The organism is Syntrophales bacterium (genome assembly GCA_030018935.1).
Taxonomy (GTDB): domain Bacteria; phylum Desulfobacterota; class Syntrophia; order Syntrophales; family CG2-30-49-12; genus CG2-30-49-12.
The window spans coordinates 1-6,722 of the sequence record JASEGZ010000069.1; the positions used below are offsets into that span (position 1 = coordinate 1).

General features: G+C 49.3%; 4 protein-coding genes. 3 read left to right on the plus strand and 1 reads right to left on the minus strand.

Annotated elements, in window-relative coordinates; translation table 11 throughout:
* Window positions 1-225 precede the first annotated feature (225 nt).
* Genes QMD03_09660 through QMD03_09670 form a run of 3 tightly spaced genes read left to right on the plus strand, consistent with a single transcriptional unit; the run spans window position 226 to window position 5,275 of the window.
* Complete coding sequence (locus QMD03_09660) at window positions 226-1,413, plus strand: CoA transferase (GenBank protein ID MDI6777477.1); 1,188 nt, start codon at window positions 226-228, stop codon at window positions 1,411-1,413.
* 53 nt (window positions 1,414-1,466) lie between these two features.
* On the plus strand, window positions 1,467-4,154 hold the full coding sequence (locus QMD03_09665) for a DEAD/DEAH box helicase (protein ID MDI6777478.1): 2,688 nt from the start codon (window positions 1,467-1,469) through the stop codon (window positions 4,152-4,154).
* A gap of 23 nt (window positions 4,155-4,177) precedes the next feature.
* The gene (locus QMD03_09670; GenBank protein ID MDI6777479.1) at window positions 4,178-5,275 is read left to right on the plus strand and encodes a hypothetical protein; all 1,098 of its coding nucleotides are present in this window, start codon (window positions 4,178-4,180) and stop codon (window positions 5,273-5,275) included.
* Window positions 5,276-5,360: 85 nt separating this feature from the next.
* On the opposite strand, the gene QMD03_09675 is transcribed toward QMD03_09670, so the two are convergent.
* Complete coding sequence (locus tag QMD03_09675) at window positions 5,361-6,566, minus strand: integron integrase (protein MDI6777480.1); 1,206 nt, start codon at window positions 6,564-6,566, stop codon at window positions 5,361-5,363.
* Window positions 6,567-6,722 lie beyond the last annotated feature (156 nt).

Here is a 6,722-nt window from a genome sequence, read left to right on the forward strand (position 1 = left end):
CGGCTTCCAGCCGACGTCAAAGCTACCGGCTTTAGCCGGTATGTGGTTTACTCCGGCATGCAGGGACCCTTGACAATGTTCTACTTTATTGGCATGATTCGACAGGCTGAATAGTTACGAGTTTTTAATCCTACAGTGACGAATTATTCTTTGCTTCCTGGTAGAAACCAAAAACCAAGAGTGACAATTTAAATAACCTCTTAACTTTCTAAAAGAGGATGCCAGATGGAGAAAAGTCCCCTTCAGGGGATAAGAGTGCTGGATTTTACTTGGCTTCTGGCCGGCCCCTATGCCACAAGGATCCTGGCCGACTTTGGGGCCGAGGTGATCAAAGTCCAATCCGGGAAAACCGCAAAGGGCGCCGAGTCCAATGCCACAGCTTATTTCAATACCTGGAACCGTAACAAGTTGAGCATCACCCTGGACATGAGCCACCCCGAAGGAAGGGAGCTTGCACTGAGGTTGGTCAGGATAAGCGATGTGGTGATAGAGAATTTTACCCCCCGGGTGATGGCTAACTGGGGGCTGAACTACGAGGTCCTGAAACAGGCCAAACCTGACCTGATCATGGCCGGCATGTCGGGGATGGGACAGACGGGACCGTGGAGGGATTTCGTCGCCCTCGGATATACTATTCAGGCCCTTACCGGTATTACCTATCTCACCTCCCCCGGCAAGGATTATCCGACTGGAATAGGCTATGCCTACGCAGACCCATTGGCCGGTCTAGTTGCTGCTTTAGCCATCTTAGGGGCCCTGGAATACCGCCAGAGGACTGGCGAGGGGCAGTATCTGGATATTTCGGAATACGAGGCAGTATCCAGCCTGCTCGGCCCTGCTCTTCTGGACTGTGCGGTCAACCGTACGCCGGCCACACCCCGGGACAGAACCCCTGAAGGTATCCCCGCTGCTCCCTACGGTTGCTACAGATGTCTGGGCGACGACAGGTGGTGTGTTATCGCTGTATTCACCGAGGATGAGTGGCATGCCCTCTGCCGGATCATGGATAATCCCGCCTGGACAAAAGAGGAAAGATTCTCCGATCTTTTGCAGCGGCAGCAGCACGCTGAGGATCTCAATGAACTGATAGGACAATGGACTATTAATTATCCGCCAGAAGAGGTAATGGATATGCTACAGAAAGCCGGGGTGCCCACCGGAGTGGTCAATAACGCCGCCGACCTAACAGGCAACCCTCAACTTTTGAGCAGAAGGTTTTTTATACAACTCCCCCACCCGGTCCTGGGCAATACCACCTCCGACGGCACACCGATAAGGCTAAGCCGTACACCGGCCTGCTTCCGGCGGGCCGGCCCCCTGTTAGGACAGGATAACCGCTATGTCTATCAGGACTTGCTGAGCCTGGATGAGGATGAATTCCGTCAATATGTCGAGAAGGGGATCATTGCCTAAAGACCCCTTCCCCATACAATCTCTCTACCGTTGATTCAGAAAATATTTACCCTATGACGGAAGATATAAATCGGGAATTAATCGCGGTTGTTATGCCGAACGGCTCCCTGGAGTTAGAATGGACGGATACCCAGGAGGCCATAATCCAGAGCAATAGATTGTTACAGGAGGAGATATACAAGCGTTTTTCCCGGAATACGGATTCCTGGCTTCTTTTCCTGGGTTTTTGCGACAGAGGCGCCCCTCTTTCTCATTCCCTTGATTATTGGCGGAGCTTCGCAGGATTGTTTGCCAAAAGGCTTTCCCAGACGTCCGATCTGGAAGTCCTGCGTCATAAGGCCGAGATCCTGATAGAAGAAGACGCATTGAGACGGTATCTGGAAGATGCTCCGCTAATGACCGGCTCCGACTATCTGACCCTGGAATTGCTTAAGGATGTATGGTTAAGGCTGGGAAAGACTTTTGCCGGTGCAATAAGGACGTATGAGGGGACAGTTGAGGATTTTATCAAGACCTACAGTCCCAATGTGCACCTCGTGGGCAGGGTCTTTTTCCATCTCGTAGAAAACAAGAATGAGGAAAATCCCTTTGCCTTTCTGGCAACCTACTCCACCAGGCTGAATGAACAGGGGAAATCCAAACATCTCCCTCTTAAGCATGCACTGCAGGAATATGGACAGGACAGTAAAAAGCTTTTGCAACTCCTGACAACAGTCCATCGAGCCGCCCAAAGAAGCCCCCTGATTTCCGAACTCCTCGAAACCGGCGAATTGTTTCACCCCCTTGCCTGGAGCTCAAAAGAGGCGTTTTCCTTCCTGAAAGAGATTCCTGTCTATGAAGATTGCGGCATCCTGTGCCGTATTCCCAACTGGTGGAAAGGCAGCGCATCGAGTATCAGGCTTAATGTAAGCATCGGCAATAAAGAGCCCTCTTTTGTGGGAATGGATGCGCTTTTGAACTTTGATGCGCAACTGTTTTTAGGAGATACACAGATTTCAGAAGAAGAGGCAAAAAAACTGCTCAATGAATCGGAAGGACTCGCCTATATCAAAAACAAATGGGTGGCTGTGAATCCTGAGAAACTGAGACAGACGCTGGAGGCGTACAAAAAAGCAAAAGAGATGGCAAATGCTGGGGGCCTGAGCTTCATAGAGGCATTGCGCCTGCAACTGCGGCCGGAAAAGTTACTGGGCGTCCATGGCACAGAGATAGACCACAGTATCTCAAACGGAAAATGGATGGAATCGGTCATCCAGAAGATGCTTAACCCGCAGAAGATCCCTCCTGTGAAGCCCGATGATACATTCAAGGCCGAATTGAGAGAGTATCAACACAAAGGGGTAAACTGGCTCTATTTCTTACACTCACTACAGTTCGGCGCCTGCCTGGCGGACGATATGGGCCTGGGAAAGACCGTTGAAGCGCTGGCCTTCTTACATATCTTGAAATCAGAACTCCATAGAACGGGAAGCCCCCATAAGGCCAGTCTTTTAGTCGTACCGGCCTCCCTCATCTTCAACTGGTCTTCTGAGATTCAGCGATTTTCCCCCGATATTCGTTTCTCTGTGGCGCATCCCAGCGCCGGTACCGCCCAAAATGCCCTGGAAAAAACACACAATTCACCGGATGACTTCGATCTCGTTATTACAACTTATGCCATGGCTCAAAGATATGAATGGCTCCAATCTTATTCCTGGAACTATATTATCCTGGACGAAGCCCAGGCCATCAAGAATCCAGGGACGAAACAAGCGCGGGCGGTTAAAAAACTGACTGCGCGAAACAGGATTATAATGACGGGGACTCCTCTCGAGAACAGACTCTCGGATATTTGGTCTCTTTTTGACTTTTTAAATCCGGGATTACTCGGTAACATAAAGGAGTTCAAAGAGTTTTCAGACAGGCTGAAGGATGACCATTCCGGGTATGCAAAATTGCGCAAACTCATCAGCCCTTACATCCTAAGACGTCTGAAGACCGATAAATCGGTTATCTCCGATCTTCCGGGCAAGGTGGAGATGAAAACTTATGCGAGCCTCAGTAAAAAACAGGTGCTCTTGTACAACAGAGCAGTGGAAGATATAAAGAGGGCAATTGCCGAAACAGAAGGCATCCAGAGGAGAGGGCTGATCCTGTCTTCCCTTATGAAATTCAAGCAACTCTGTAATCATCCTGATCAATATCTGGGGCAATCGGGATTTGAAGAAAAAGACAGCGGAAAATTTACGAGGCTCCGGGAGATATGTGAGACGATATATGAAAAAAGGGAAAAGGTTCTGGTATTCACACAATTCAAGGAAATGACCGAACCTCTTCATGATTTCCTCGCAGGCATCTTTTATCGAAAAGGCCTGATCCTGCACGGTGGGGTGCCGGTCAGTAAAAGAAAAAATATTGTGGAAGCGTTTCAATCTCAAAGCTATATCCCCTTTATGGTTCTCTCCTTGAAGGCGGGCGGTATCGGGTTGAATCTGACGGAAGCGAATCATGTGATTCATTTTGACCGCTGGTGGAATCCCGCCGTAGAAAATCAGGCAACCGACAGGGCTTTTCGGATTGGGCAGAAGAAGAATGTTATCGTGCACAAGTTCTTAACCAAGGGCACAGTGGAAGAGAAAATTGATATGATGCTCGAAGAGAAGACGAGGCTTGCAGAAGATATTATTGCCGGTGCCGGCGAGGCATGGATAACAGAGATGAAAGATGATGAATTGATAAAGCTCTTCAGATTAACATTATAAGAATGAAGACTTGAAAGGCGCTCATGAGATACTGGGACTACCCCCGTTATGTGCCTGTAGCGGAAAAGAAGGCAAAGGCAGAAAAGAAATTAAAAAAGTTGATAAAGGATAACCCCGACATCAAACCTGTCTTCGTTGAAGGAAGCGCCCTGGCGAGAACATGGTGGGGAAAGTCATGGAATCTGAACCTTGAACGATATGCCGATTACAGCAATCGGATCGGGCGCGGACGCAGCTATGTACGCAATGGCGCCGTGCTTGATCTCCGGATAGATTCCGGGAAGGTGGATTCTCTCGTTCAGGGAACAAGATCCAAACCCTACGACATAACCATCAGGATAAAGGCTATCACTAAACCGATCTGGGACAAGATGAAAGCGGCCAGCGCAGGAAAACTCGATTCATTACAGGAACTCCTGGCCGGGAAATTTCCCCAGACCCTCGGCGAAATATTCATGGCCAAGGGAGAGGGCCTCTTCCCCTCGCCGCAAGAGATCGAGTTCCATTGCAGTTGTCCTGACTGGGCTTACATGTGCAAGCATGTTGCGGCAACGCTCTACGGCATTGGCGTCAGGCTTGATAAAGACCCCGGCCTCTTCTTTAAACTCAGACAGGTCGAGATGGGGAATTTAATAAGCCAGGCGGTGGAAGACAGGACACATAAGTTGCTGAGAGTCGCGGAAAAGAAAACCGGCAGGGTAATTGATGATTCCAATCTTGGGGATATATTCGGTATTGATATGGAAGTGGGGGCGAAATGGGAAGCAGGAACGGGAGCGGGGGCGATTTCCGCTACGAAAGAGATAAAGAGAAAAGGGGTGCACAAGCCGGAGAAGAAGCCCCCCTCCCCGGTTGGAAGGAAAGCAGGAGCAACTGTTGCGAGCCTTCCTGTCTCCAAAAGAGGATTCACCGGGGAGACTGAAGCAGGCCAGATCCTCAAAATTGTAAAGCGGGCAAAGAAAGGGGTTGACGTCTCCACACTGAAAAGAAAAACAGGGATTGATGAAAAGAAGATCAGGAGCATTCTTTCTATCGCCTTTAAAAGAGAAGACATTGAAAGGGTCGGAAGAGGCGTTTATGTGGGAAAGCTTCCCCCTGTTTATCCCTCTAAAGAAAGTTGATTCTTGACTTTATTCTGGAAATAAGGCATCTCATTTTATTGATAAGTTCCAAAGTTAGGAATTAAAATAGGCTTGTTATTCATAATCAGCCGGGCTTTTGACTGAAAGTCCCGGCCTGTGATGCCGCCTCTTTCACAGCCTTTTGCACGAGGTTTTCATTGATATGATGCCGCCGCACGGTACCGCTTCGAGGATCAACCGAAAGGCCCTTGGCGGGGAACACATACTGCCAGATCCATTCATATGCTGCCTTTGGATATTTGCGGGCCAACGCCGGCCATATATAGACCCCGGGAACCCCATTTGCCTGATCCTTTTCATAAATAACCTTCACCCTGGCAAGATGTTCCTGCAATGGAACGACAAAACGCTCCGCCAGCATCGTTATCCTATCCTTCTGACCCTTGCCGTCACGCACCATGATCTGGTGGCGGCCGAAGTCGATGTCCTTGACCCTGAGACGTACACACTCCATGAGCCGCAGGCCGCCTCCATACATCAGGCCGGTCATGAGCGCAGTAATTCCTTCCATCTGTTCGAAAAGGGACTGGATTTCACTTCTGGTCATCACCTCGGGCAACCGCTGCGGACGTTTGGCCTTCACAAAGGTTTCCATTTCTCCAAAGGGTCTCTGCAAGGCATGGCTGTAAAAGAACACCAATGCATTGAGGGCCTGGTTTTGAGTGCTGGCTGCAACCTTCCTCTCCACTGCGAGATAGTCAAGATATTCCTTCACTGCCGCAGCCGCATCAATGCTTTTCGGGTCGGCGTAGCCATGAAAGGCGATGAAACGACGCACCCACTCAAGATAGGCTGCCTCTGTCCGGATCGAGTAATGGCGGCTGCGTATCTCTGTTCTCAAGGCATCGACAAGCGGCGAAAAAAGCCGCTCAACCTCGCCGGGTACCACCCGATCGAGGAAAGTCCCCGCCTCAGGAGTAATCCTCAACGCCCGCGTCTTTTTTTCAGTATTTGCCGTCGAACTTATCATGCCATCTGGAGAATAGCCGGGAAGAAACGTTTCATAGAGAATTCTCAAGGCATGTTCCGCCTGCCTTACCTGCCAGTCCTTGATGCCGGGACGTTTGCCCAGGTCGGCAATAAAGGCTTCAATATCCTGACGCGAACGATCGCGCAATCGCTTCCCGGGCAGGAAATTAACAAAGGCCTGCCCCCATTTGACATAAAAGAGCGAACGATCAGGCCGCACTCGGTTATCCTCAATACATGCCTTGAAAGCATCCCAGAATTTTTGAGACGCTGTAGCTCGTTTTTGACTTTCTTCAGTCATAAAATATTTCCAATTCAACCAGTTAAGTCACAATTTACGGTGACATGCTATACAGAATTATTATATCACTTCTCAAATCATTATTACAACATGATGAATTTGTTTATCACCGATTTTCGCGGAACAATTTGACATAAGATTTTCGTCGGCTCTTTA